We start from the raw sequence: 25,149 nt of genomic DNA on the forward strand, positions 1-25,149 counted from the left end.
AGTTACTTTTGATTTAAAAACAAAAGCCTATTATTCACTCAATTGATTCATTTAATGAGTATTGAAAATGCGTAAATTTACTGTTCTGTTGCTTTTGCTATGGCTGCCATCTTTTGTTTCATCACTTACTCAATTTGATAGTGTGATGGATTTACGTAAACAATTAATCGTCTTAACTGGTTGGCTTGGTTTTGCTTATATGGGCGCCGCTATTGTTCTTTCCGCTCGCTTTAAATGGACAGAACGATTAGTAAAAGGGCTAGATAAGGCTTATGGTTTACATAAAAAATTAGGGATTTCAGCTTTTATTGCACTGCTCTTGCACTGGTTAGTGATTAAAGCTGCGCATTGGGCTGTGCAACTAGGTTGGCTTGTTCGTCCAACGCATGCAGGAAAAGAGAGAGTTATCACAGGTATTGATTGGATTTCTCTTGCAGAGAAAGTAGGTGATATATCGTTTAAGGTTTTTATACTTTTTACTATCATTAGCTTGGTTGAAAGAATCAGTTATAAAAAATTTAAAGGGATCCACAAAATTGGTGGAGCATTAATGTTGGCAGGTGTGTTTCATACGCTGTTTTTGATCAAATGGGATCTTTCATTAATCCCAATGAATATAGCTATTATACTTATCTCTGCTATTTCAGTTTGGTGTGCAATACTTTCACTAACGGGTTCTATTGGTAAGAAAAATAAAATAGGTGGTCAAGTAGTTCAGGTTGCTAAATTTAAAGATGATTCTGAATTTACTGTGGTGGCTCGTCTTCAAATTAAACTGGAGAGTGAACTGCGATATAAAGAGGGACAGTTTGCTTATATCAATTTTCATGACGGTGAAGCGCCACATCCATTTTCTATTCTAAATTATAACGAAAAGACAAGATTGGTTGAGTTTGGGATTAAAGATCTTGGGGATTATACGCATCAATTAGTTAACCAAATTGCAGTAGGAAAAAAAGCAACAGTGGAAGGCGGTTATGGTTACTTTCAAATCCCATCTGATATGAACCAAGTATGGGTAGGGGCCGGAATTGGTATCGTACCATTATTATCTCGAATGTATTGGTTACAAAAGAGCACCGACAAAACCACAAAAAGGATTGAAAAAATTCACCTTTTTTATTGTGTAAATAATGAGAAGGAAGCCTTTTTTAGTACTGAAATAAAAGCTATTTTACGTAAGATGGATTTTATTGAATTACACCTTATCGAGTCAGATAAGGGTTATAGATTAACCTCTGAGCATATTTTAAAGAAAATTGATAATGAGTCATTTTCTGTTAGTTTTTGCGGGCCTGAAGGGTTTGGAATGAGTTTAAAGCAAGGTTTGATGGCAAACGGTCTTCCTGAGGCATCATTTCATAAAGAAATATTTAAAATGCGTTAATCTGTATTTTGTATTTTTATTTAATTTTAAAGAGCCAACATAAACATATTGGCTCTTTTTTGAAATCTCTTTGGGCTTTATGCTGCAAACACTACAGGGAAATTCAACGTAGGGTGAGCTTGCACTAAGGTTTTGTGTCCATAAACATTCTCTATCATTTCTGATGTTATCGCCTCCCATGGCGCTCCGTCTGCTTGCAGCTTTCCATCTTGAAGAACAATGACTCTATCTGAATATTGTGCAGCTAAATTTAAATCATGCAGTACCACAATAACCGCAGCGCCTTCATTTGCTAAGTCCTTCGCTAATCTTAACGTATTGTGTTGGTGTGAAAGATCTAACGCTGATGTTGGTTCATCTAGCATCACGATCTTCTGTTGATGTTGGCTCACTTGGGTTAGCACTCGCGCTAAATGAACACGTAGTTTTTCACCACCAGATAAAGAGGGATAGGATCTTTCAGCTAAGTGTTCAATTCCTGTTTTTTGCATCATGCTCGATGTGATTTCTCGTAATGCTTGATTGGATAGCGCTAATGGCAATCCTCCAAGTTCAACCACTTCATTTACATTAAAAGCAAAGGATAGGGTGCTGTGCTGTGGAAGAACCCCAAGTCGTTTTGCTAGTTCATTACTATCCCATTGACCTTTTGTTTTTCCGAAATAACGAATGTCATTAAAAGAGGTGATTTCATCACATAACAATTTCAGTAATGTACTTTTTCCGGCACCATTTGGCCCAAGTAGTGTTGTGACTTCACCACAACGAAGATCTAAGTTAATGTCATCTAAAATTATTTTAGATCCAATGCGATAAGAAATGTTGTTGGCTGAGATAGCTAATGAAGAAAGGCTCATTAAATTTTACCTCGTTGGGTAAAGAGTAAATACAAAAAGAAAGGCGCACCAATAATGGCCGTCACGATACCAACAGGTAGTTCAGCAGGGCTAACGGCAACTCGGGCAAACATATCTGCTGCAGTTAATAAAAGACCACCAAGTAATGCTGAAAGTGGTAATAAGGTTTTATGGTTTGGTCCAGATAGCATACGGCCAAGGTGAGGGATGATTAATCCAATAAACCCAATCATTCCAGATAAGCTAACGGTAATACCAACGCCGACAGCACTTAAAATGATCATACGTTTCTTTAATGATTGAACATTAATGCCTAAATGTTTTGCCTCCGCTTCACCAAGAAGTAGGGCGTTAAGTCCTGACGCATTTTTCATAAATAAAATAAGCAAGGTGATAAGACCAATACTTGCAAGCAGTAGGTCATTCCACTTTGCTCCGGCTAATGATCCCATAGACCATAACGAGAGATCACGCAGCATTTGATCATCGGCAATGAAATTCAAATAGCCAATTCCAGCACCAGATAACGCGCTGATAGCAACACCAGCGAGTAGCATAACGGTGATTGAGGTGCCAAATTTACTGGTTCCTAATCGATAGACAATGAGCGTGGTTATTGCGCCACCAAGAAAAGCAAAAATAGGTACAGCGGCAAAATTCATAAAAATAGGAAATTGCTGAGCAACGGATGAAAATAATACGATTGCCATTGCTGCACCAAGTGCGGCCCCAGCCGATACACCAATGATCCCTGGTTCAGCAAGAGGATTGCGAAATAATCCCTGCATGACAACACCAGAAATAGCCAATATGGCACCCACAAGCATACAAAGAATGGTTCTTGGTAGGCGAACTTGATGAATGATCAAATTAATGTGTGCTGGAATTTCAGCGGTTGACCAAGGTATAAGGCTATGAAAACTATCACTTAGCGTAATGTTCATTGGTCCTGTCGCAATGGAGCTTACTGCGATAATGAGCAGAGAAAAACCACTTAACCACAGTAATTTTGAATAAGAGAGGTATTTTAACAACATAATAATCACTTAAGGATAAAGAAGGGTATTCAAACGAGCGGCTTCATCAAGTGTCGCCAAGCCAAGGCCACCGACGAGTGCTGAGCCATCAATACCAATAATTTGTTTATTAATACCAGCAGGTGTGGAGGCTAAGGTTGGAATCGATTCGATAATATTATCAATGCCTTTTAACGTCTTGATACTACGGTTGCTGACTAAAACAACGTCAGGTTGCATTGATATCATTGCCTCCATTGAAATAGGTTTAAACGATGATATCGATGGGCTTGCAGGGTTATTTGCTCCTGCTAAATGGATCAATTCATCCATTGTCGTATCACTGCCTGCCACATAAGGTGCTCTGCCTTCATGCAATAAAAGGTAAATGACTTTTTTCTGTTTTGCTTTACTTGGAATATTACTGTTTAGTAACGCGACCTTTTTATTTACTTGATCCTTGATGGCTTCTGCTTGCGATTGATGCTGAGTAATAGAGGCAATTTCGTCAATACGATTTAATAAGCCTTGAACTGTTGGTGTCGTGTTTACGATATTCACCTTTACATTCGATTGAGAAAGTAAATCTAATGTAGTTTGTGGTCCCATTTCATCGGAGCCAATAATTTGTGTTGGCTGCAAAGCCAGTAAGCCTTCTGTTGATAATTGACGGTGATAACCAATTTTAGGTAAGGATTGTGTCTGCGGCATTTTGCTCGTTACATCAACGGCAATAAGAGAGTCTTCTGCACCTAGCGCGTAAATTAGCTCCGTAACGGCACTTCCAGCACTAATAATACGCTCTTGTGCCGTACTAATGGATGAGAATAAAAGCAATGCAATAGCAAGAAGAGAAGAGGTAATTTTTGAGTTAATCATGATTTATTTTCGTCCATTAAAATTTGAGTCGCTTTAATATTGTTATCTTGTAAAAAGGCCAATAATTTCACCATATGCTGAATTTCAGCTGTTTTATCTGAGGCAATAACCACTTGAAAATCTGGCTTACTTTTTACTTTTTGTAGTAATGCGTTAGTAAAAGAAGGCCAAGTAGAATAAGAATGCCCATCCAAACCCCAATATGGCGGTTGTTCTAATATATTGATGGTAAAAGACTTACTGTCTACGTCACTTACCGATTCGGTATCCGCTGTCGGTAAGCTCACTTCTAAAGATTGAAGTTTCACGGTAGCGGTGAGTAATAAGAAGACCATTACGATGAAAATAATATCGAGTAAAGGGGTCAGATCAGGCTGAATGGATTCTTCAGCAGCAGAGGAAGGTGACTTAATCATGCATTCACCTTGATGATTTTATGTTGGATGTTCTCACTCATTGAATCATTTGAGCTAAATACGCCTTCAATCCACAAATTAGTGTAATTTAATGAATGCTCTAAACGTGACAAGATACGATCAGCCCATAAGCCTAGAAGCTGTGAGCTTGCGATAGCAGGTAAGGCAATGATCAAACCAATTGCCGTTGTACGCATTGCTAACCCTAAACCATCAGCCAGAATATTTGGTGTAATAGAGCCCGTTGTTGCGGCTACCTCTTTAAACATATCAATTAAGCCAAGAACCGTACCTAATAAGCCTAGTAATGGGCTGATCATACCAATAAGAGCTAAAAGACGTAATCCAGAACGTAATTGATGACGTTTTTCTTGAAGCCATAATCCAGCCACATCCTCTCGTAATCCTTTTTCAAAATCACGATGAGCGAGTAGCATGGCATTGCCTTTTGCTGAAAGGGCACGACGTTTTTTCAACTCTTGAATAAAGGAGTGAATGCCTTGTGTATCGTCTTTTTTTAATTGAGTTAGTGTTGACTGTATTTTTTTATGAGAGCAGCCAGAAAAAAGTAAAAGCTGAATGGTTCGTTCAAGTAACAAGGCAAGAGTGAGTAATGAACACGCTATTAAGGGTAAAGCCATAATGCCAAGTTGTGAATATAAGTGTGAAAAGTTAAGCATAGTTAAATCCGGTATAACTGATTAATTTAGTGAAAATCTGACAGGGATCTGCACACGGTGTGCAATCGCTTGGCCATTGATAACTTGAGGTGAAAATTGCCAATCACGAATTGCATTAAGAGCGGCTTCATCGAGAACTTGTGCGCCTGATGAGGTGATTAACTCTTGTTTAATTTGTTTTCCGTTTTCATTTAGCCAAATTTCATATAGCGCAGTACCTTCAATGCCTTTACGCTGAGCTATGCGAGGGTAACGTGGTGCATTAGGACGTTTTAAGAAACTCGGTTTTTGGACTAATTGTGGTTTTTCTGTCGCTCCTGATTTAGAAGCAACAGGCTTCGCTGCTGATTCTTTTTCTACAGGTTTATCTGTTTTCTTAGCCGTTTTAGTTGTTGGCTTAGTTTCTGCTTTTTCTTTAATAACGTTTTTTTTAGTTTCAATTGGCTTTGAAATCGTTGGTTTTTTTACCATTTTCTTTTTTGGTTTAGGCTTTTGCTTAGATTGTACGGGTTTCTTTTTCACTATTTGTTTTTGAACTGTTTTTTCAACGGTGGTTTGTTGCTTTGGTTGTTCTTTCGGTTTTGTTACCTCATTTTTTTTCGTTTGTACTGACTGAGGGGTAGGAACACTTGGTGCGACAAACTGGATATTTACTTGTGATGAAGTACTACCGGTAGGCATAGCAAAGGCTTTTTTTTCAGGTACAGACCAAATAAGCGCGGTATGAATAGCTAATGAAATACCAGCTGCAGCTAGATAACGAAAGTTCAGCACGAATGTCTCCATTTAATTCAGTACTTTTTAAGATGACAATATTATAAACAAAACAAGAATGAGATCAATTATCAATTGCATTCTCATTTAAAAATACTTTATGATGTAAAAAGAAGCAAAACTCTTTGAAGTAACGAGTTAAAAAGAATTGAAATCATGAGAACAGAAATTGACTTAAATCAGCTACCTATTTCACTTGTCGGTGAAAGTACACCAGAGCCATTACTGTATGCCTTTCAAAGAAAAGCATCCGCTCATGCTGGGGGAGGCGCAACACCAATCTCGGCGGATTTGTTTAATGAGCGTTTTTCTTCCGTTTCATCGGAAACCACACAGATCAGTAAACATCGTTGTCTTTACGTTCATATTCCTTTTTGTCGTGTGCGATGCACTTACTGCAATTTCTTTCAACACGCTTCAAGCAAGCAGCTAGTACAAGAATATTTTGATGCCTTATTAGTTGAGTTGAAATGGAAAGCACAGCTCGCTTGGACTCAAGCTGCGCCATTTCATGCGGTATATATTGGTGGTGGAACGCCTACGGATCTTACTGCAGATCAAATTGAACAATTGGGTAAAGCCATTCGCTCTCAGTTCCCATTAACCCCTGATTGTGAAATTACGCTAGAAGGGCGAATTAACCGTTTTGATGAAGAGATGTTTGATAAGTCATTAGAAGGTGGCTTTAATCGTTTTTCATTTGGCGTACAGAGTTTTAATACAAAAGTAAGACGCTCAGCCAAGAGGCTTGATGATAAAGAGTATGTATTACGTCGTATTCAAGAGTTAAGTGATTCAGAGCAAGCGCCCATTGTGGTTGATTTACTTTATGGCCTTCCTTATCAAACCTCCGAGATCTGGCAACAAGATCTCAACGATTTTTTAGAGACAAACGCACATGGTGTTGATCTTTATCAGCTGATCGAAATGGGCGGAACTCCTATGAAAGGCATGATTGATAAAGGTAAATTGCCACAACCCGCATCAACCGAAGAAAAAGCCTATATGTATAAATATGGTGTGGAGTTTATGAACAAACATCATCTTAATCGCTTGAGTGTTAACCATTGGGCACGCAGTAATCGTGAAAGAAGCATCTACAACAGTTTAGCTAAAACCACTGCAGAGGTATTGCCTGTGGGGTGTGGTGCTGGTGGTAACCTTGGCGGTGTAGGCATTATGCAACATCGCACGTTAGACGCCTATATTCAGTCAATTAACGCTCAACAAATTCCGATTGCAATGATGACACAATCCGCTTCTTCAGCAGGGTTATTCTCAATGATTAAAGCAGGGTTTGATCGTGGTGTTCTATCAAGAAAATCACTATTGCAGCAGACGTCAGAGGATGTCTATCAATACTTAATGCCACTATTTAAACAGTGGCAAAACAATGGATTAGTTAAGGTTAATGCCGATTATTTAAGTTTAACGCTAGCGGGTGAATTTTGGGCAGTGACTTTAGCACAAAGTGTGATATCCGCTTTATCAATGACGAACAAACAGCCTGTTTTTAATGAACATGCCGCATAAATTTAATCAATATAATAAGAGTATTCCAGTGAATAAACACGTTATCGAATTATTAGAAAATGACCCATCATTATTACCAAGTGATATAGCTAAGCAACTGTCTATTAGTGAAGTCGAAGTGGTTAAATCATTACCTAAAGAGATGGTGACTATGGTTTCTGGCCTGAAAACCCAAGAGATTTTAGAAGGGCTAGTAGGTTTTGGTGATGTAACAACCATCGTACATTCATTTGGTTCTATCTTTGAAGTGAAAGCGCCGTTTCCAAAAGGGAAAGTTGCACATGGTTACTATAATCTGATGGGGCGAGAGGGGCAGTTACACGGTCACTTAAAATTAGATTTAATTCAAGATATCGCATTAATTAGCAAACCGTTCAGAGGGACAGAAAGTCATTACTTTGGCTTCTTTAATCATGAAGGGCATTCCGTATTTAAGATCTATTTAGGTCGAGATAAAAAGCGTCAACTTATTCCTGAACAAGTTGAAGCGTTTAATGTCTTAAAACAAGAATATAAATAAAAAATAGTCAGCTCAGCATACAACTCAGCACCAAATTTAAAAGGAAAGAAAAATGAACTCAAATGTTAAGCAGGAAAGATTACAAAGTCGTCTTGGCCCTGAAATTCAAGAGTTTCGAGACTCACGTAAAACCCTTCAATTAGCAACCGTAGATTGCGAAGGAAAGCCAAACGTAAGTTACGCCCCTTTTGTTTTATTAGAAGATGGTTACTATGTCTTGATCTCAGAGATCGCACGCCATGCAAGAAACCTGTTACAAAACCCAGATGTATCGTTAATGCTTGTCGAAGATGAAGATTCATCGAAACAATTATTCGCTCGTAAAAGATTAACGTTTGATGCGACAGCGATTTTAATTGATAGAGAAGAAGCCAATTGGCAGCTTGCGGTTGATGAAATGAAACAACGCTTTGGTGACATTATTGACGGCTTGAGTTCGTTGGAAGACTTTAAAATGTTCCGTTTAAAACCCATTCAAGGATTGTTTGTAAAAGGATTTGGTCAAGCGTTTCAAGTAAGTGGTGATGATCTTGTCGACTTTGTTCACCTAGATGAAGGGCACAAGAAAAGAACTGCTTAATTCCAGCTACATAACATCAATAGAATTTAAGACTAAAGCTCAATATTTTGGGCTTTTTCTGTATCTGGAATACCATATTAATTGTAGTAAATTACGGGGCTCTCTAACTTGTTAAAATGCTTGATAATTTCGTTGGCGTTTTTGATTATAAAATTGCAGAACATGTATTTATTATGATTGGTATCAGATCTCACTCGAAAAAGTAGTAAACAGAATAAGTGACCAATAATTTTGGCATGAATTTTAGTTTGATTGATTTTCAAGCGTGGAAGTGCCGTCGATCGCATATTTATTCATCAAATTAGGAACTAAATATTAACTTGATATCATTCAGTGTGAATTTTACTAAGTAACTGATTAATCTATTAATTAAGGGCTGAGTTGACCATGCAGGATGCAAATCAATCAAAGTTTGAGTTGAACGTAACCACGGTAGATATACCGCTCCAAGTCTATGAATTTACAGGTGAAGAAAAAATAGGTGAAAGTTACCAATTTGACGTTACCTTTATCTGCGAAGATCCCGATCTTATTTTAGAACAGTGGTTACAACTGCCTGCACGGCTAAGTATCTATGGATATAATGCAAATAGTGATGCCAATACTCGTTATGTTCATGGTGTTATTCAATCCATGGAGCAGATCAGTACATCATTTAGATTTAGCACGTATCGATTGTCGTTAGTTCCAGTATTTTCTCTATTATCACTTCGTCACAATTATCAGATTTTTCAACACAAACCAGTACATGACATCATTTCTGAAATTTATTCTAAAGCAGGCATTTTAAATCATCATTATGAAATTGAACTTCATCATGTTCATGAATACCGAGATTATTGTGTGCAATATGGTGAAACTGATACGCAATTTATACAGCGTTTAATGGCTGAAGAAGGATTAATTTCCTACTTTGAACATACAGAGTCGCAATCTAAATTAATTATTTCCGATGGTAAAGAAACACACACTAATCTCCATGAACTTGAATTTATGCCTGAAAATGGCATGGTTCAGGAGAGTGATGTTATTTATTCTTTGGCTAAAGAACAGAACATTCAAACCGGTAAATATGCAATAAAAGATTATGCTTTTCAGCAACCAAAGCAAATGATTAACGCTGAAAAGAGTACAGAGCAAGTAGAAGATACTGCGAGTGAAGAGGCGTTAGAGTGTTACGATTATCAAGCATTAAATCAAGCCAACCTTTATCTTGAAAGAAAACGCACTAATCAAATCGTATTGCATGGAGAGAGTGACAGTCCGCAATTAATACCAGGCTATTTTCAACCTATCTCTCATCATCCGATAGAAGAGTGGAATACTAATTGGTTAATTACTTCAGTGAATTATGAAGGGAGGCAACCGCAAGTGCTAGAAGAACTTGCAGAGGGAACCTCTCATTTTGAATCTCGTTTTCAATGTATTCCTTGGTCGGTTCCTTACCGTTTAGCAAAAATAGAGAAACCGCGCATTCATAATATTGATACTGCAATAGTAACAGGCCCAGAGAATGAAGAGATCTATTGTGATGAATATGGGCGAGTAAAAGTGCAATTTCATTGGGATAGAAATGGCCAAGCGGATGAGAAAACAAGTTGTTGGCTTCGTACCTCACAAGGCTGGGCTGGTAATCAATACGGTCAGTTTGTATTGCCAAGAATAGGACACGAGGTGATCGTTAGTTTCATTCAGGGTGATCCCGATAAACCCATCATCACCGGTTCACTGTATAACGGGGATAATAAACCGCCGTATCCACTGCCAGAGCATAAAACACGAAGCACATTTAAAACATCAAGCTCTATTGGTGCAGATAATTTTAATGAATTACGTTTTGATGATAAAAATGCATCAGAGCAGATCTATATTCATGCAGCGAAAGACATGGATAGTCAAATTCAAAACAACCGTACTAATGAGATATTTAATGATGATCTCTCTGTTGTGCATCATGATCAATTTCATCAAATCACCAAAGATAATCATCTGACCGTGCAATCAGATAATTTAAGCTCAATTAAAGGTGACGCACACCAGCAAGTATCAGGCTCTGTTCAACAAAAAATCCAAGGCAGTCGACTTGAGCAAATAGGCACCGAGTTACACATTAAGGTGGGTAATAAAGCCGTCCTTGATGCGGGCAGTGAACTGACCATCACCACAGGCAGCAGTACCATGAAGTTAGATTCTGGTGGTATTCATTTACTCGGATCGGCCATTGACTTAAATAAGGGCGGCAGTGCAGGAAGCGGCAGTGGATATGCAGGTATAACAGCAACAAAACCCGTCATGAAGCAGAGTGAAGCAGCAGGCAGTGTGGCTGAAAGCGCAACGGCATCTGAATACACAAGAAGTAAAATTAACGTTTCTCATCAGATAGAGGCATTAAAAACATCGGATCCTGTTTGTGAGGTGTGTGAGCAAGAGCAGGGACAAGAATAATGGAAACGCAGTGCTTTGATTCTCTGAATATTGATGACTTCACCTCCTTCTATTTGATGCTAGATACAAGTCAGGAAGGTGACGTATTAAAACAACTATATCGATTAGATACAGCAGTAGAGCAAGAACCGCTGTATTTGTATGAGCCTTGGAATGAGTTGATATCTGTCTCTCCTTATTTAGTCAAAGCAACGCCTGTTATTGCACAGTGGTTTGACAGTCAACGTGGTCAGCTAGACGGTTTCTTATTCAGTTCACCATTAGAACTAGAAAGCCTTGCAGATCATTTGAGGTGTTTGATTAAGGTTCAATCGCCTTATGGCTCATCCATCATATTGAAATCCGCACACTCAGGGTGTGCCAATGTTTTATTCTCGACAGGAACTGATTGGTATTGGCAACACATTGATGAGGTTTGGCTTCCATATAAAAAGGGATGGCTCCATTATCTATCGCCTTGCATTGAGGTGAAAAGCGAGAAACCTTATCGTTTAACGGATGAACAATGGCAAGCGTTAGGAGAGTTAGCGACTGAAAATGCCTATGCCTATGTGCTTAATCATGTAGAGCACTTCTTCCCACATTGTTTAGATAACGTGACAGATAAACAAAAATGGATTCAGTATTGGTTTGAGGCCGCTTATAGCAGAGGGTTTCAAAATGAATCTGATGTCTGTCTATTTATGAATGTGATGGGGTATTTGGGAAAAGAAGCAATTACAACCGATAAATATCCAAAAATCACAGAATTGATTTATCAAACATCACAGCAAACCCCATCACAAAGAATTAAACAAGCGGCTGATTTAGCCTATCAATATCGTCAATCTATGCAAAAGGATTTACAAGAATGAGCGAAGAAAACAATGCAGCCAAGTGTGGCAATAAAAATGACGCAAAAAACCCAGCAGGGTCTTGCCCTGTAAAGTTTGGCGTTATTGACATTGTTCCAGTTCGTTATGCGATTGATGATATGGATGATGAAGAAAAAGAGCAGAAACACCCATTACTTGAGACCCATAAAGGGAACGGCTTTTTTGATGTTTCTCATTCAAAATATACATTAAGACAATTAAGAGACGGTTGGCTTTACGTTTATAGCAATAAAGATAAAACCTTTCATGAATATCAGGTAAAAGGCACTCAATTCATTAAGATTGATTGGGGCTCAAATGAAGCCGATAAAGCACCAGAGGAGAGAGGGAAAGCAGGAGAAGCTAAAAGCTGTTTGTCTTACTCTAAGAATGACACATTAACCATATCATTTTCTCACCAACGTTGGACATGGCGCTTATGTGAACACATGCGCTCAAATACTCAGTGCCGAAACGAATGGATGCGAACTGTCGACTTAAAAAACTATTCAAACACGTTAGAGATAGAGCACGGTGGTGGCATGCGTGATTTTGTTCATGCTGTTTCTGATATTGGAACTCCCAAACCCTCCGATGTCTTGTTTGGAAAAACATGCTCCCCATTAAAAGTCGATGATCCTTCTGATGATGAGTTTCATCTCGCTACCCATAAGAAACCCGTATTAGAAACCGATTATCAATGCGATTTATTAGAAAAGAACAGCGCTTTGTATATCGCACTGGATGATCAGTTGGCAGATATAACGGATTTGTTTTTGAAGTTGTCAGAAACATACGTGCGTATTGTTGAACTACAAGGAACAGAGGAGGATGAGTACAAAGCTCAAATGGCTGAATTAACACGATCTTTAGCAAGGGTAACATTTAGTGATGATCAACTTCCTGAACATATTAAATCAGATCCAATTGAACGGTTAAAACTAGAAATAGAGATAAATGAGTATTTATACCAAGAGCAAAATGTCCAACAATCTTCAGCATCTTATGAATATCATGTCGGCGAAGGGGTAGAAAATACCTCATGGTATAAGGCGTTAGAAGCGAAAAAACAAGCCATAAAAGAGCGGTTTAATTTTGAAATTAAAAAGGAACATACTTCTCAGTGGAAAAGGCAATATCGAAATTTTGATGAAATTCGATGGAATGAATTAAACGAATACCTATTTGAACAATACGATAAATTATCAGAAGTAGAAACATTAAATAGTAAGTTAGTTTATCAACATAAAGAGGTAACAGATACCATTGAACAGATGGGTATCGATCCTATGTATTTTGGAATTGATAACCAAACAGAGGTTGGTCAACGTTATTTATCCGAACTATTTTCACCAATAACCGTTGAGCTTGTTCAATCGGGTTTTAATGTTCCGGAAATTAAGCATTATTTAGAAAAAATGCTAGATCTGAGTAACCCAAATAATCTATTAGCATTAGCCCCGTTTGCTTACTCAAAAGAAGTGGTGGATGAGTTAACCACTTACTCTGAAGGTGGAGCTGCACTTAATATGAGTAGCCCAAGCGACATGATCGCACTGCATACTCGATTATCAGAATTCGATACATTAACAGGTGACGTAAGAATTCAAGATTCTGATTGGTACAAGCTGCTTCATATCGATATTAAAGCCGTGTTTGCTGCATTTATTGCCAGTAATAAATCCAATCCGATACTGCAATTTCGACCTTCGATGGAGATGCTCAACGCAATCCAACCTCGAACTAATCAATTCAGTGCCCTTAGTTTTATGACTCGCTTCAGAGTTCTCATCATGGAAAATCTAGCAGATAGCAGTTTTATTGTTTCTGTAAATCCTAATTACCCTAAAGAACTGGCGGCATTTAATAAAAAATATGATCTGTTTTTATTATCTAACAGTAAAACAATGGCTGCGATTATTCGGAAAGAACAATTTGCAGCGGTGCTAGTACAAAAAGCATCTGAATTTATTTCAGAGAACATGCCTCAAATGCTTAAGGTTTCGCAAAATGGATCAATGTTGAATATAAAAGGGGCAATCAGCAAAAGCGTTGTAGAGAGTTGGGCTGCATATAAGAATACAAAAGCAGATCTTGTTAGTTTTTCGGAAAGAAAGTGGAAAGGATCAGCAAGTTGGAATGGGGTTGTTGCAGCATTAAATATTTGGAATTCAATAACCGTTTTTTCAAATTTACTTCAAAGAAACCAAGAGAGCAACACGACAGAGGAATATAAATCAGTCGCCGCAGAGGTTGTTTATACGGCTTCTTGGACAGTCAATGCCTGCGCCTTGGTATCAAGAGACGCGGCATGGGCTGAAGTGATGAAAGATAAAAAACTGTTGAATAAAAACAGATATATTGCTCTGAAATCAAACAAAAAATTAATTACTAAATTTATTAATTTAACTAAGATTGTTGCTGTTACTGGATTAATTGCCAGTGTGTCTGAAATTTATTATGTCTATAAGCGCTTAGATAGTCCTCTTTTATCAAAAGAGGAAAGAATAGCTGAGAAACTTAAATTATTCGCATTAGGCGGGCAAGTAGTAGTTTTTTCTGTTCAGTTAATTTCATGTTTTATGAATGGGACCATTGGTGCTATTTTTGCTCCTTGGATGGTTATTTGGTTAAGTGTATTTGGTATTGCTTATATTGCAGCAACGGTATTCATTAATATGTTTAAGCGAACCGACATGGAGTTGTGGTTAGCACAATCCATATGGGGAGTAAAGACGGCTAAGTGGGCACCAGAAATTGAGCTAGTTAACTTGCAAAACATATTAAATAAACCTGTAGCCCAGATAGATACTGGAATAGTTAGAACGTATCAGTTAATTTCTGATTCAGACAAACAATGGACGTTAACTATTGAGTTACCTGATTACTTATCCGATAAATGGTTTGGAATTAAAGTGATTAAAAGCGCATCTAAAAAAGTAATAAAACATTATAATTTCATTGGAAATAACGAGGTCTACCAATCAGAAGTAGAAGTCAATTTTACTAAAGTAAATAATGATAATAATTGTTATCAAATGAAAATTGAACGTAACCAGTCGGAAGATATTTCTAATATAACTATTTATTTAGATGTTTTAGCCAATAGAACGCCTCATGTGATTTCTTATTCTGGATTTCAAGGTGGTGAGGGGGATATGAAATTAAATGTCAATAAGATTACTTCATTTAATGATTATTCAAAAAATGAAAATTTAGGCATGGAAATTGTGAGGTTAAAAAATGCTAACTCATAAAGATATAGACAATACAGACAAAATAGAAACCATGAGAATGGCCTTATATAACGAAGAAGTGCTTTATGAGTATGAAACCATAGAGCATCAATATTTAGGGTATTTCGCGGCAGCTGGTTTTTTCAGTGTGATGCTTTGGTTTTTATATGATTTTAGTGATGATGGAATAGACGCAGGTGAAGCCATTATATTTGGTGGTGGTGGAACCATAATGACACTATTTTTAATTTTTTTTGCATCTGCAGACATAAAGCGGATTTACAAGTTCACTAAAAATGGAATATTAACCGAGCAAGCAGATGTGGTGCCTGAGTATGCTTATCAATGCATACGAATGATAGGTCGAGTGGGTGTTGTTGTATGTTTAGTTGCAGTTGTTTTTGTTGGCCCTATGGCGTTCATTGGCGCAGGGGCCAGTGCATTACTCTCATTCAAACTGGTTAACTTTAGGTTGAAACCTATGTTGTTTGAAACTTTGTACTTTGATGAGTCAGTGATATTTAAAACAAGCAAAGAAAATTATATAGATATTACAGCAAATACTAATGATACCTGCTCTTCAATGGGTTTTTTTTGTAATAAAGATAACGTAGAAGAAATTTTTAATATAATAAAAATATTTTATCCAAATGGATATTTTTTTGAAGTGATGAGTGTTGAAGATATTTGTGAACACGAAAAGTTTAATGAATTTTTACATCCAGCAGATCAGGGTTGATGTGAAATAGTAAGGATGCGTTAAATAATGCATGATAAAGACAATGAATTAGAACTTGAGCGCGAGCTTCATGAATTACCAATTATTTATCAGTGGGAAATTATAAGGTGTGATTTTGGTAATACACTTCGGTGGGTTATCTCTATAGGAGTTCCTTTTTTTGGTTATAGTTTTTTATTATTACTAATACAAGATATGGATGCGGTTCCAGTATTGTTTTTTATTGGTTTAATAATGACTTTTGTTATTCGTTATTTATTTTTGGCAGACAATCAGCATCATTATTTCTTAACGAAAAAAGGAATTCACTTTACAACAGAGCAGATAATTCCTGAAATGGCGTATAAAGTGATGAGGGGTTTTTCTTGGTTTGGTGTGGCGGTAAGTTTTTTGGCTGTAACTATAATAGGACCAATGGCTTTTATTGGAGCTGGCGCTTGTGCATTGTTGTCATTTAAAATGACTGGTTTTAAATCGGTACCTCGCAGTTCTTTTGTATATTTCGTAGATGAATATACTGTATTTGACATTCAAAAAGAAAATACTTTTTCAATAATAAGTCATCCACATGATATATATGATTCATGCTATCGCTTGTATTATTTTCTTGAAGATAGAGATGAAATAAAAAAACAATTACTTCAGGTGATTAAAAAAAGTCACTATAAAATCATTAACCATCCAGATGATATTTATGACTATGCTCCATTTGAACCATCCGAAAACTTGAACATAAATAATGCTAACTCATAAAGATATAGATAATAAAGACAAAATAGAAACCATGAGAATGGCCTTATATAACGAAGAAGTGCTTTATGAGTATGAAACCATAGAGCATCAATATTTGGGGTATTTTGTGGCATTGTTATGTTCGTTATTTATTGTTTGGATGTCATATGATTCTAGTCATGATGGACTTGATGTTGGAGAGATTATTATTTACGTAGGAGGTGGGCTTTTACTTAATTTGGTTTTTATTTTTTTTGCATCAGCCGATATAAAGCGGATTTACAAGTTCACTAAAAACGGAATATTAACCGAGCAGGCAGATGTGGTACCTGAGTATGCTTATCAATGTATACGAATGATAGGTCGAGTGGGTGTCGTAGTATGTTTAGTTGCCGTTGTTTTTGTTGGCCCTATGGCGTTTGTTGGGGCTGGAGCGAGTGCGTTACTCTCATTCAAACTGGTTAACTTTAGGTTGAAAGCTATGATGTTTGAAACTTTGTATTTCGATGAGTCAGTGATAATTAAATCATCAAAAATAAACTATATAACGATAGTTCCAAATGCTCAATTATTATTGTCATTGGATGGTATTTTTTGCAATAAAAAAAATGCAAATGATATTTTCAATACCTTGAGGGATTTTTATCCAAATGGTCATTTTTATGAGGTAGAGGAAGAAGATGATATTTATTCCCATTATAAATATAAAGAGTTCTTACACCCAATGGATCAAGATTGATGTGAAGTCGTAAGGGATGAGTTAAATAATGCACGATAAAGAAAATGAATTAAAACTTAAGAATGATCTTTATAACGCTAAGGTTATTTATCAGTGGGAAGCTATTGGACGTAATTTTGGCCATACACTTAGATGGATTGTATCTATAGGAGTCCCTTTTTTTGGTTATAGTTTACTTATGCTATTAATACAGAATATGGCTGCGGTTCCAGTTTTATTTTTCATCGGTTTAATAATGACTTTTGTTATTCGTTATTTATTTCTTGCTGATGAGCATATTTGTTTTTATTTAACGAAAAAAGGCATTCACTTTACAACAGAGCAGATAATTCCTGAAATGGCGTATAAAGTGATGAGAGGCTTTGCTTGGTTTGGTGTGGCGGTAAGTTTTTTTGCTGTAACTATAATAGGGCCTATGGCTTTTGTTGGGGCAGGAGCTTGTGCATTGTTGTCATTTAAAATGACAGGGTTTGAGTCAAAAATCAGCAAGTCATACATACTTTTTTCTGATGAATATACATTATTTGATATTAGAAAAGAGGATACTTTTGCAATTATAAGCCATCCATATGATTTATATGCTTCATACGAATGGTTATTTTATTTTCCTAAAGACCGAGAAGAGATAAAGAAGCATCTATTAAGTGTATTTCGTAAAAGTAGATACGTTGAAATAAACCACCCTAAGGAAATAGATAACTACGCTCCATTTGAACTCTCTGAAATAACAAAATCATAATACAACAAACATAAAAAAGCGGCGATGAAGCCGCTTTGAACTAGCCAATTAACGTTGAGTGCTATTTTTAGAATTTATAGTCTAACTCAATACCCCAGTTACGACCTGCTTGAGCTTTACGATCAATGCCATCATCGCCAGATTCTGTACCAATCATATCGTTGTATAGCCAGTATTGTTTATCAAATGCATTAAATAAACCACCACGAAGAGTTAAATCCTTCATTGGTTTATAGTAAGCGGTTAGATCAACCAATGTGTAACCAGCAACATTGATGTTTTCATGATTAATGTTTGCCCATTTGTCTTTGCCAGCAACCATATTAATGTTTAATAAAGCACCGTAAGTGTAACCCACTGAGTCATAACCTAAGCCTAGGTTTGAAGTAAGGGGAGCAACACTGTCTATCGGAGCCCCCGTCTTTTTATCTCGGCCTTCTGCGTAAGCAATGCTCAATTTAGAGTACGTGCCTTGAGGCGCATTGAAGGCTTCATCTAATAAATACGTTGAGTTAAATTCAATACCGTAAATTTCTGCTGAATCGATATTCTCTTTTGTATAATGCTCTTTACCGTCGTTCGGGCCACCAACGACTTTACCTATGTATTTTTGGTTGATGAAATCGGAATAATCATTATAGAAAGCAATTAACTCAAGTTGTGCGGCATTAGATTGAGCTCGAATACCTGCTTCATACGAAATACTGCTTTCTGCTTTTAGATCTGGATTTGCATCGATGACAGCGCCACTATCGTAAAAGTAGTACATATCTTGCAGAGTAGGGGCTTTAAATCCTTGGCTAATTTGACCAAGTACGCTGAAATTATTATTGATATGATAAACCGAACCTAGCTTAGCTGTGAAAGCGTCATTTTGACTATCAGGATATTCGGTTTTAAAGCCTTCATTGGTTTCAGGTTCTGCTTTGAATGAGTCATAGCGTAAACCTGCTGTTAGCACTAATTGTTCATTGAATAAGAAAGCTTGGTCTTGTGCAAAAATACCGTATTGAGTCATTGTTGCATCAGGCATATCGGTATGGCCCGGTCCAACGGTGCCTTTGTCGTATTTATAATCGGTGTTTTCAGTTGCGAACTTGTTTTGTCTAAAGCTTACACCATAAGTGATTTGATGGAATCCTTCTCCAAACTCGGCAATTTTATCAAATTGTGCGTCAAACTGGATAGAATCATCAGTAGCAATACGTTCACGCATACGACGACCACTACCATAAGGACCTGTTGAAGTATCGTAGTTTTCTGACAATGATTCAGTTTGTTGCACGTTTAATTTTGATTCTAGTGTATCGAATAGTGAATTATTCGCTTGCCATTCGTGCTCTAAACCAACACGTAATCGAGTGTTTGTATCTTTATTGTAATTGTCATAATAAGTAATGATTGGGGTGCCTCGACTCATCATCGAATAACCATTTTGTGATAATTCATCTTCATCGTATTGAGAGGTGAAGTATTCAACAGTAGCACCGATGCGATGTGAATCGTTTAATTGGTAAAAGGCTTTAGCAAGAAGGTTACCGATTTGTGCATCGGCTGGGTTAGCAGCACCGCGATCAGGACCTTCAATATCAGCACCATTTGAATGAGTTTGTGATTCATTGCCTTTTTTATACGTTAGCATGATCAGTGTTTCTAACTCTGCCGCACGCATTGCCCATGTGCCCGTTGTCTTTGAGCTTGTATCAATGCTGTTATAGCTAGTTTTTACTTCAAATGCGTTTTCATCGCCATCGGTTCTTAAGATATCTTCAGGATTTTTCGTTTCCATTAGCACTGTTCCGCCAAGTGCATCTGAGCCATATAGAGTAGAAGAAGGCCCTTTATTTACCTCAATTGCTTTTAGCGTATCTATTTCAATCGTACTTGGGTATTTACGTTGTTCGTTTGAACCTGGGTTATAAGGAGTAGGTTGTTGAACGCCATCAACTAGCATTTTTATACGGCTATCACTCATACCACGAATGGTAAATCCGGATAACCCAAAACGGCCACCACCATTAGCCGACACACCAGGAGTGTATTTCAGAGCATCTTGAATGTCGGTTGCCATTGTTTTTTCAATATCATCTGATGTGACTTTTGAAATCGAACTTGATGTGTCTTTAATGCTTTGCTCTGTACGAGTTGCAGAAACAACCACTTCATCAAACATGGTTGTTTCTTTATTTGATGAGGTTTCAGCGTGGAGAGTGGGAGATAGTGCAACGAGAATAGACGCTGCTAAAAATGTTTTTTTATTAGACATGAATTTTTCCTTTGAAGTTGTCCTCTCATAATTCGCCGGAGATGATACATATTGCGAATGATAATTACTATCATTTTCATTTGATCTTTTCATTTTTTGTTCTATGGCAGCAAAAATTGATTTGAAATAGGGAAGACAGACTGTGAAAAAGAAAGAAAAAGTGCAGATAGGGTAAGCAATTGGTTAAGAAAAGCACTTTTTTCTATTAGATTGAATATTTTATCTAATTCAATTTGGATTTAGCGCTGTGATTTATTACTATGTGTTGTTATATGTATTTTACTCGCAACGGATACCACCTATAAGTGGATGAGGAAACGATGCAACATCTAGACGAGATCATTGCCAATGCAACGGCAGAAATTGAACAAGCTGGCTCTTTAGTCGCTCTGGACGAAGTCCGTGTTCAATATTTAGGTAAAAAAGGCCACTTAACACTTCAACTTCAAGGTCTAGGTAAACTTGACCCATCTGAGCGTCGTGAAGCGGGTCAATTAATCAACAAAGGTAAGCAAGCTGTACAAGCAATGCTAACAGAGCGTAAAGACGCACTGCAAACGGCTGAGCTTGAAGCAAAACTTGCTGCTGAAACTATCGATGTGAGCCTTCCTGGCCGTCGTATCGAGAACGGTGGTTTACACCCTGTTACTCGTACTGTTGAGCGTATTGAGCAATTTTTTGGCGAGCTAGGCTTTAGCACTGAGTCTGGTCCTGAAATCGAAGATGCATTCCATAACTTCGACGCACTAAACATTGCAGAAGATCACCCAGCGCGTACTGACCACGATACCTTCTTCTTTAACCCTGATCTAATGCTACGTACGCACACATCAGGTGTTCAGATCCGTACAATGGAAAACGGTAAACCACCATTCCGTTTCATTGCACCTGGCCGTGTATACCGTAACGATTACGACCAAACTCACACGCCAATGTTCCACCAAGTGGAAGGTATGTTAGTTGATGAGAACGTAAACTTTGCACAACTTAAAGGTATTCTTCACGATTTCCTTTGTAATTTCTTTGAAGAAGAAGTTGAAGTGCGTTTCCGTCCTTCATTCTTCCCATTCACTGAGCCTTCTGCTGAAGTTGATGTTAAGCGTAAAGATGGCAAATGGTTAGAAGTATTAGGTTGTGGCATGGTTCACCCTAATGTACTTCGTTCTGTTGGCATCGACCCTGAAAAATACTCAGGCTTTGCGTTTGGTATGGGTGTTGAGCGTCTAACTATGCTTCGTTACGGCGTAAATGACCTTCGTGCGTTCTTCGAGAACGATCTTCGTTTCCTTAAACAATTCAAGTAATTCGGGGCTAGAAACTTATGAAATTCAGTGAATCTTGGCTACGCGAGTGGGTTAAACCTGCTATTAACAGCGAAGAGCTAGCTCACCAAATCACAATGGCTGGTTTGGAAGTTGATGAAGTTGCACCTGTTGCTGGTGAGTTCACCGGCGTTAAAGTAGGTAAAGTGGTTGAGTGTGGTCAACACCCAGACGCAGACAAACTTCGTGTAACTAAAATTGATATCGGCGAAGAAGAGCTTTTAGACATCGTTTGTGGTGCATCTAACTGTCGTCTTGGTCTAACGGTTGCTGTTGCGACAGTTGGCGCAGTACTTCCTGGTAACTTTAAAATTAAGAAAGCAAAACTACGTGGCGTTCCATCACACGGTATGCTTTGTTCTTTCTCTGAGCTAGGTATCGATGTTGAATCTGAAGGTATTTTAGAATTACCTGAAGGTACAACACTAGGTGCAGATGTTCGTGATATTTTAGAACTTAACGACGTTGCTATCGACGTTGACTTAACAGCAAACCGTGCTGACTGTTTCAGCATTCGTGGTTTAGCTCGTGAAGTAGGTGTTCTTAACCGTGCAGACGTTACAGAACCTACTATTGCAGCAGTAGCGGCAAGCATTGAAGATGCAGTATCTATCGAAGTTAAAGCAACTGAAGCGTGTCCACGTTACCTTGGTCGTGTTATCAAGAACGTAAACGCTAAAGCTGAAACACCAATTTGGATGCAAGAGAAACTGCGTCGTTGTGGTATTCGCTCAATCGATGCGATTGTTGATATTACAAACTACGTAATGCTTGAGCAAGGCCAACCTATGCACGCGTTTGATCTAGCTAAGATCGACGGTGGCATTGTGGTTCGTATGGCTGAGCAAGATGAGAAACTGACTCTTCTTGATGGCAACGAAGCAAAATTAAACGACAACACATTAGTGATTGCAGACCAAAATAAAGCACTAGCAATCGCTGGTATCTTTGGTGGTCAAGAGTCTGGTGTTACTTCTGAAACAACTGACATCATGCTTGAGTGTGCATTCTTCGCACCTGATCACATCCGTGGTCGTGCACGTGCATACGGTCTACACACTGATTCTTCTCTACGTTTTGAACGTGGTGTTGATTCAACGCTACAAGCAGCAGCAATGGAGCGCGCAACACAGCTTCTAGTTGAACTTTGTGGTGGTGAAGTAGCTCCTGTTGTTGCTGTTGAATCAGAAGCTGATTTACCAAAAGCAAACACAGTTGAATTACGTCGTAGCAAGTTAGATGGTCTATTAGGTCATCACATCCCATCAACAGATGTGGTTGAGATCCTTACTCGTCTAGGTTGTGCAGTTGAAAGTACTGACACAGGTTGGACTGCAAGCTCTCCATCATGGCGTTTTGATATTGCAATCGAGCAAGACCTAATTGAAGAAGTAGGTCGTATCTACGGTTACAATAATATTCCTAACCAAGCGCCTGTTGCTGCACTAAACATGAACGATCACAAAGAAGCAAACCAACCGCTTAAGCGTGTTCGTGATCTTCTTGTTGACCGTGGTTACCACGAAGCAATTACCTACAGCTTTGTAGAGCCAGAGCAACAAAAACTGATCGTGCCTGAGATTGAGCCGTTAATTCTGCCATTCCCCATCTCAGCTGAAATGTCAGCGATGCGTCTAAGCCTATGGACTGGTTTGATCAATACCGTTGTTCATAACCAAAAACGTCAACAACCACGCGTTCGTTTATTCGAATCTGGTCTGCGTTTTATTCCAGAAGAATCAGCAGAAAACGGCATGCGTCAAGAAATGATGCTTGCTGGTATCATCGCTGGTACTCGTGGTGAAGAACACTGGGATATCGCAACAAACACAGTTGATTTCTTTGATCTTAAAGGCGATTTAGAAGCGGTTCTTGAACTAACTGCTAACGAATTAGCGTATGAGTTTAAAGCGGCTAAGCACCCAGCACTTCACCCAGGCCAAACAGCAGCAATCGTTGTTGATGGTAAAGAAGTTGGTTTCATTGGTACAGTACACCCAGAGCTAGAGCGTAAGTTTGGCTTAAACGGTCGTACAATCATGTTTGAAATCGAGTGGGACGCAATCAATACTCGCGTTATTCCAGAAGCTGCATCAGTATCTAAGTTCCCTGCAAACCGTCGTGATATCGCGATCGTTGCAGACGAAGCAATTGCTTCTGGTGACATCGTTGCTGAATGTCTAGCATCAGGTGGCGAGCTATTAACTAGCGCGAAACTGTTCGATGTTTACCGTGGTCAAGGCGTTGAAGAAGGTAAGAAGAGTCTTGCAATCGCACTGACACTTCAATCTGTTGAGCGTACGCTAGAAGAGGCTGATATCACTTCAGCTGTTGATGCTATCGTTGCTGCAATTGGTGAGAAGTTCTCAGCAACACTGCGTGACTAATATACTTCTTTTCTAACGAAAGAATATAAGATCCAGTACTGACATTTGTTGGTACTGGATTTTTTTTATTCAAAACTTAAGATTTATAAATTAATCTTGATAACACATTCACGCATCTTATGTGAAACATATTAACTCCACCTTATTAACGCTAAATCAGTAAAGAAATAGGCGCTTTCAGTATATAATCCTGAAACCACAATAAGCGTGAGTTTATGGTTATTTAGCGGCTAAAACTAACTACAACATAATCATATAGATGGACTATCTTCAAATTTATTAATAAAAGTTTGGCCTTTATCACAGAGTTAAAAACAGAGTTTTATCCTGTTATTTTTAAATATTTAGGTTTAGATATTATTTCAATAACTTAGCATGGCAAATAATAAGAGATTTCAGTAGATAAGACTTATAAACTTGATCTTTATCTCATAAATGCAGCATTAAATTTTAGAAAAAAGTTGGCGAAAATCAGTCGGTTGGCATACACTGTCATTAGTTAAACAATGCAGATGCATCGTACTAACTGTTCAGTTTCCAGTTACAGCAATGCTGTGACTCTGTCTAACGTAACTTGAGGGTAGTTTTTATGGCACTCACTAAAGCTGATTTGGCTGAGACCTTATTTGAAAAAGTTGGATTAAGTAAACGCGACGCCAAGGAAACGGTAGAAGTATTTTTCGAAGAGATTAAGCAAGCTCTAGAGAGTGGTGAGCAAGTGAAATTATCAGGATTTGGTAATTTTGACTTACGCGAAAAGAGTGAGCGTCCTGGACGTAACCCAAAAACTGGGGAAGATATTCCAATTTCTGCACGCCGAGTTGTAACATTCAAACCGGGTCAGAAGCTGAAAGCTCGTGTAGAGAATCTACCTGTAGAAAAATAGTCTTGCCATTTTAGGCGAACAAGAGAGAAGCCGTGTGATGCAGTTAATCACATGGCTTTTTTATTGCCTGTAATATTAACTCTATGAAGTGAAAGGTTTATACAATCGTAGTATAACTGCGTTGAATTATTTGATTGTAGAATAACGACTTATCGAAACTAT

Annotated in this window: 21 protein-coding genes; 14 read left to right on the forward strand and 7 right to left on the reverse strand. The window is 37.9% G+C overall.

Going from position 1 to position 25,149, the window contains the following annotated elements:
- Positions 1 to 67: 67 nt before the first annotated feature.
- The gene (locus tag HC728_RS12560; RefSeq protein WP_065597268.1) at positions 68 to 1,387 is read left to right on the forward strand and encodes a ferric reductase-like transmembrane domain-containing protein; all 1,320 of its coding nucleotides are present in this window, start codon (positions 68 to 70) and stop codon (positions 1,385 to 1,387) included.
- Between the two features lie 77 nt (positions 1,388 to 1,464).
- On the opposite strand, the gene HC728_RS12565 is transcribed toward HC728_RS12560, so the two are convergent.
- The 6 genes from HC728_RS12565 to HC728_RS12590 are packed head-to-tail and all read right to left on the reverse strand — an operon-like array spanning position 1,465 to position 6,009.
- The gene (locus HC728_RS12565) at positions 1,465 to 2,244 is read right to left on the reverse strand and encodes a heme ABC transporter ATP-binding protein (RefSeq protein ID WP_190395556.1); all 780 of its coding nucleotides are present in this window, start codon (positions 2,242 to 2,244) and stop codon (positions 1,465 to 1,467) included.
- On the reverse strand, positions 2,244 to 3,281 hold the full coding sequence (locus HC728_RS12570; RefSeq protein WP_190395557.1) for an iron ABC transporter permease: 1,038 nt from the start codon (positions 3,279 to 3,281) through the stop codon (positions 2,244 to 2,246). The genes HC728_RS12565 and HC728_RS12570 overlap by 1 nt, the downstream gene beginning before the upstream one ends.
- A gap of 9 nt (positions 3,282 to 3,290) precedes the next feature.
- Positions 3,291 to 4,139, reverse strand: a complete 849-nt coding sequence (locus HC728_RS12575; protein WP_190395558.1) for a hemin ABC transporter substrate-binding protein — start codon at positions 4,137 to 4,139, stop codon at positions 3,291 to 3,293.
- The gene (locus HC728_RS12580; protein WP_190395559.1) at positions 4,136 to 4,555 is read right to left on the reverse strand and encodes a biopolymer transporter ExbD; all 420 of its coding nucleotides are present in this window, start codon (positions 4,553 to 4,555) and stop codon (positions 4,136 to 4,138) included. Before HC728_RS12580 ends, HC728_RS12575 begins: the two co-directional genes overlap by 4 nt.
- Complete coding sequence (locus HC728_RS12585) at positions 4,552 to 5,235, reverse strand: MotA/TolQ/ExbB proton channel family protein (protein WP_190395560.1); 684 nt, start codon at positions 5,233 to 5,235, stop codon at positions 4,552 to 4,554. The genes HC728_RS12580 and HC728_RS12585 overlap by 4 nt, the downstream gene beginning before the upstream one ends.
- Before the next feature lie 21 nt (positions 5,236 to 5,256).
- Positions 5,257 to 6,009, reverse strand: a complete 753-nt coding sequence (locus HC728_RS12590; RefSeq protein WP_190395561.1) for a TonB family protein — start codon at positions 6,007 to 6,009, stop codon at positions 5,257 to 5,259.
- Between the two features lie 156 nt (positions 6,010 to 6,165).
- On the opposite strand from HC728_RS12590, the gene hutW reads away from it, so the two are divergent.
- The 10 genes from hutW (at position 6,166) to HC728_RS12640 (ending at position 18,126) form a co-directional block, all read left to right on the forward strand.
- On the forward strand, positions 6,166 to 7,542 hold the full coding sequence (gene hutW, locus HC728_RS12595; RefSeq protein WP_190395562.1) for a heme anaerobic degradation radical SAM methyltransferase ChuW/HutW: 1,377 nt from the start codon (positions 6,166 to 6,168) through the stop codon (positions 7,540 to 7,542).
- Complete coding sequence (gene hutX, locus HC728_RS12600) at positions 7,526 to 8,062, forward strand: heme utilization cystosolic carrier protein HutX (RefSeq protein WP_370539789.1); 537 nt, start codon at positions 7,526 to 7,528, stop codon at positions 8,060 to 8,062. The genes hutW and hutX overlap by 17 nt, the downstream gene beginning before the upstream one ends.
- 52 nt (positions 8,063 to 8,114) lie before the next feature.
- A complete protein-coding gene (hutZ, locus tag HC728_RS12605) occupies positions 8,115 to 8,642 on the forward strand; it encodes a heme utilization protein HutZ (RefSeq protein ID WP_012534214.1) in 528 nt (175 codons plus the stop codon).
- A 387-nt stretch (positions 8,643 to 9,029) separates the two neighbouring features.
- On the forward strand, positions 9,030 to 11,087 hold the full coding sequence (gene tssI, locus HC728_RS12610; RefSeq protein WP_190395564.1) for a type VI secretion system tip protein TssI/VgrG: 2,058 nt from the start codon (positions 9,030 to 9,032) through the stop codon (positions 11,085 to 11,087).
- Positions 11,087 to 11,941: a DUF4123 domain-containing protein gene (locus HC728_RS12615; protein ID WP_190395565.1), complete on the forward strand. Its 855-nt coding sequence runs from the start codon at positions 11,087 to 11,089 to the stop codon at positions 11,939 to 11,941. The genes tssI and HC728_RS12615 overlap by 1 nt, the downstream gene beginning before the upstream one ends.
- Entirely contained in the window at positions 11,938 to 15,198 is a 3,261-nt protein-coding gene (locus tag HC728_RS12620) for a T6SS effector BTH_I2691 family protein (protein WP_190395566.1), read from the forward strand. The genes HC728_RS12615 and HC728_RS12620 overlap by 4 nt, the downstream gene beginning before the upstream one ends.
- Positions 15,185 to 15,916: a hypothetical protein gene (locus HC728_RS12625; RefSeq protein WP_190395567.1), complete on the forward strand. Its 732-nt coding sequence runs from the start codon at positions 15,185 to 15,187 to the stop codon at positions 15,914 to 15,916. The genes HC728_RS12620 and HC728_RS12625 overlap by 14 nt, the downstream gene beginning before the upstream one ends.
- 27 nt (positions 15,917 to 15,943) lie before the next feature.
- Positions 15,944 to 16,669 carry a hypothetical protein gene (locus HC728_RS12630; protein WP_190395568.1) on the forward strand — a complete coding sequence of 242 codons (726 nt, stop codon included), beginning with the start codon at positions 15,944 to 15,946 and terminating at the stop codon, positions 16,667 to 16,669.
- Positions 16,656 to 17,387, forward strand: coding sequence for a hypothetical protein (locus HC728_RS12635; protein ID WP_190395569.1), 732 nt, complete (start codon positions 16,656 to 16,658; stop codon positions 17,385 to 17,387). Before HC728_RS12630 ends, HC728_RS12635 begins: the two co-directional genes overlap by 14 nt.
- A 28-nt stretch (positions 17,388 to 17,415) precedes the next feature.
- Positions 17,416 to 18,126: a hypothetical protein gene (locus tag HC728_RS12640; RefSeq protein ID WP_190395570.1), complete on the forward strand. Its 711-nt coding sequence runs from the start codon at positions 17,416 to 17,418 to the stop codon at positions 18,124 to 18,126.
- Between the two features lie 67 nt (positions 18,127 to 18,193).
- Here HC728_RS12640 and HC728_RS12645 read toward each other — a convergent pair whose 3' ends face one another.
- On the reverse strand, positions 18,194 to 20,392 hold the full coding sequence (locus HC728_RS12645; RefSeq protein WP_190395571.1) for a TonB-dependent hemoglobin/transferrin/lactoferrin family receptor: 2,199 nt from the start codon (positions 20,390 to 20,392) through the stop codon (positions 18,194 to 18,196).
- A 320-nt stretch (positions 20,393 to 20,712) separates the two neighbouring features.
- Between HC728_RS12645 and pheS the strand changes: the two genes are divergently transcribed.
- From pheS to ihfA, 3 genes are all read left to right on the forward strand, one after another.
- Positions 20,713 to 21,696 (forward strand): phenylalanine--tRNA ligase subunit alpha, encoded by a 984-nt coding sequence (pheS, locus tag HC728_RS12650; RefSeq protein ID WP_005419116.1) that lies wholly within the window; start codon positions 20,713 to 20,715, stop codon positions 21,694 to 21,696.
- 17 nt (positions 21,697 to 21,713) lie between these two features.
- Positions 21,714 to 24,101, forward strand: a complete 2,388-nt coding sequence (gene pheT / locus HC728_RS12655) for a phenylalanine--tRNA ligase subunit beta (protein WP_012533866.1) — start codon at positions 21,714 to 21,716, stop codon at positions 24,099 to 24,101.
- Positions 24,102 to 24,690: 589 nt separating this feature from the next.
- Entirely contained in the window at positions 24,691 to 24,987 is a 297-nt protein-coding gene (ihfA, locus tag HC728_RS12660; protein ID WP_005419121.1) for an integration host factor subunit alpha, read from the forward strand.
- Positions 24,988 to 25,149 lie beyond the last annotated feature (162 nt).

Origin of the sequence: Aliivibrio sp. S10_S31, assembly GCF_014694495.1 — a bacterium.
Lineage (GTDB): Bacteria > Pseudomonadota > Gammaproteobacteria > Enterobacterales > Vibrionaceae > Aliivibrio > Aliivibrio fischeri.

Coding starts and splice junctions, on each gene's coding strand:
- HC728_RS12615 (WP_190395565.1), top strand. CDS start 11,087: ATGGAAACGCAGTGCTTTGATTCTCTGAATATTGATGACTTCACCTCC.
- HC728_RS12580 (WP_190395559.1), bottom strand. CDS start 4,555: ATGATTAAGTCACCTTCCTCTGCTGCTGAAGAATCCATTCAGCCTGAT.
- HC728_RS12635 (WP_190395569.1), top strand. CDS start 16,656: ATGCTAACTCATAAAGATATAGATAATAAAGACAAAATAGAAACCATG.
- HC728_RS12620 (WP_190395566.1), top strand. CDS start 11,938: ATGAGCGAAGAAAACAATGCAGCCAAGTGTGGCAATAAAAATGACGCA.
- pheS (WP_005419116.1), top strand. CDS start 20,713: ATGCAACATCTAGACGAGATCATTGCCAATGCAACGGCAGAAATTGAA.
- hutZ (WP_012534214.1), top strand. CDS start 8,115: ATGAACTCAAATGTTAAGCAGGAAAGATTACAAAGTCGTCTTGGCCCT.
- HC728_RS12630 (WP_190395568.1), top strand. CDS start 15,944: ATGCATGATAAAGACAATGAATTAGAACTTGAGCGCGAGCTTCATGAA.
- HC728_RS12640 (WP_190395570.1), top strand. CDS start 17,416: ATGCACGATAAAGAAAATGAATTAAAACTTAAGAATGATCTTTATAAC.
- ihfA (WP_005419121.1), top strand. CDS start 24,691: ATGGCACTCACTAAAGCTGATTTGGCTGAGACCTTATTTGAAAAAGTT.
- pheT (WP_012533866.1), top strand. CDS start 21,714: ATGAAATTCAGTGAATCTTGGCTACGCGAGTGGGTTAAACCTGCTATT.
- tssI (WP_190395564.1), top strand. CDS start 9,030: ATGCAGGATGCAAATCAATCAAAGTTTGAGTTGAACGTAACCACGGTA.
- HC728_RS12560 (WP_065597268.1), top strand. CDS start 68: ATGCGTAAATTTACTGTTCTGTTGCTTTTGCTATGGCTGCCATCTTTT.
- hutW (WP_190395562.1), top strand. CDS start 6,166: ATGAGAACAGAAATTGACTTAAATCAGCTACCTATTTCACTTGTCGGT.
- HC728_RS12565 (WP_190395556.1), bottom strand. CDS start 2,244: ATGAGCCTTTCTTCATTAGCTATCTCAGCCAACAACATTTCTTATCGC.
- HC728_RS12645 (WP_190395571.1), bottom strand. CDS start 20,392: ATGTCTAATAAAAAAACATTTTTAGCAGCGTCTATTCTCGTTGCACTA.
- hutX (WP_370539789.1), top strand. CDS start 7,526: ATGAACATGCCGCATAAATTTAATCAATATAATAAGAGTATTCCAGTG.
- HC728_RS12625 (WP_190395567.1), top strand. CDS start 15,185: ATGCTAACTCATAAAGATATAGACAATACAGACAAAATAGAAACCATG.
- HC728_RS12585 (WP_190395560.1), bottom strand. CDS start 5,235: ATGCTTAACTTTTCACACTTATATTCACAACTTGGCATTATGGCTTTA.
- HC728_RS12575 (WP_190395558.1), bottom strand. CDS start 4,139: ATGATTAACTCAAAAATTACCTCTTCTCTTCTTGCTATTGCATTGCTT.
- HC728_RS12570 (WP_190395557.1), bottom strand. CDS start 3,281: ATGTTGTTAAAATACCTCTCTTATTCAAAATTACTGTGGTTAAGTGGT.